The organism is Gardnerella sp. 26-12 (assembly GCF_001660745.1).
Taxonomy (GTDB): Bacteria; Actinomycetota; Actinomycetes; order Actinomycetales; family Bifidobacteriaceae; genus Bifidobacterium; species Bifidobacterium swidsinskii.
In genome coordinates, this window is record NZ_LWSR01000149.1 from 1 (window position 1) to 1,586 (window position 1,586).

Genomic DNA, 1,586 nt, shown 5'->3' on the forward strand with positions numbered 1-1,586 from the left:
AGATGTGTATAAGAGACAGAAATAGTTCAATTTAATACTTATATTTTGAACTTTGCTATAAACTTGTTCAATTTATAAATGCCGATTTTACAAGAAAGACAGATTATGGCACAGAATTTTGCTGATGAGCTTAAAAAAGCTATGAAGCGTAAGGGGTACAAGCAGATTGACGTAATCGAGCTTGCAGCAAAAAACGGTCATAAGCTTGGCAAAAGCCAGTTAAGCCAGTATTTAAGCGGCAAAACCGAGCCTCGCAAAGACGTACGTAACATACTAGCTGAAATTCTTGGAATCAGCGGCGACGGAATTAAAAGCGGTCATTCTTGCGCAAAAATCGAGCAGAACTGCCAGTCTGCAGAAGAACCACAATTAAATCAGCCACAGCTTACAGAAGCTGAACTTTCCCAAACACTCAAACATAGAACCTTCAACAAATCCACCAAACTTGAGCACGTGCTTTACGACGTTCGCGGCCCAGTTGTTGAAGAAGCAAACCGCATGGAAGCGAACGGAACGCATATTCTAAAGCTCAACATTGGAAATCCTGCGCCTTTCGGATTCCGCGCTCCAGACGAAGTGATTTACGACATGCAACAGCAGCTTATTGACTGCGAAGGCTACTCGGATAGTCGTGGACTTTTCTCCGCTCGCAAGGCGATTATGCAATACGATCAGCTTAAGGGCATTCCAGGCGTGCAAATGGAAGATATTTACACTGGAAACGGAGTTTCCGAGCTGATTAATCTTTCTATGCAAGCGCTGCTTGATTGCGGCGACGAGATTCTTATCCCAAGCCCGGACTATCCTCTGTGGACTGCGTGCGCGAGCCTGGCCGGCGGCACTCCTGTGCACTACATGTGTGACGAAAAGTCGCATTGGTACCCAGATATTGCCGATATTCGCTCTAAAATCACGCCTCGCACTAAAGCAATCGTGATTATTAACCCAAATAATCCTACGGGTGTGCTGTATAGTCGCGAAGTTTTGGAAGAGATTGTTAAGATTGCGCGCGAGTTTAATTTGATTATTTTTGCAGACGAGATTTACGACCGTCTTGTTATGGACGGCAAGAAACATATTTCGATTGCTTCTCTTGCTCCAGACGTGTTCTGCGTAACTTTCAGCGGACTTTCTAAGTCGCATATGATTGCTGGCTTCCGTATTGGTTGGATGAGTCTTTCGGGAGATAAATCCAAGGCTCGCGACTACATTATGGGTCTTAATATGCTGTCTAATATGCGCTTGTGCTCGAACGTTCCTGCGCAGTCGATTATTCAGACTGCTTTGGGCGGATACCAGAGCGTTGAAAAGTATTTGGAGCCAGGCGGACGCGTGTATGAGCAGCGCGAGTATTGCTATAACGCGCTTCAAGAGATGGATGGCGTAAGCGTTGAGCGGCCAGACGCTGCTTTCTACATGTTTGTAAAGCTCGATCCAAGTCGATACAACATTCACGACGATGAACAGTTTGCTCTTGATTTGCTACGCGATCAGAAGTTGCTGATTGTGCACGGCAAAGGCTTTAATTGGCAGACTCCAGGCTACTTCCGCGTAGTCTACTTGCCGCGCTTGCAAACGCTTCGCGA

The 1,586-nt window shown here is 45.9% G+C and carries 1 protein-coding gene; it reads left to right on the plus strand.

Translation table 11 applies throughout. The annotated features are described in order from the left end of the window. Positions 1 to 105 precede the first annotated feature (105 nt). Positions 106 to 1,586, plus strand: a 1,481-nt coding sequence (locus tag A5295_RS05940) for an aminotransferase class I/II-fold pyridoxal phosphate-dependent enzyme (RefSeq protein ID WP_082915522.1), incomplete at its 3' end; no start/stop codon positions are given.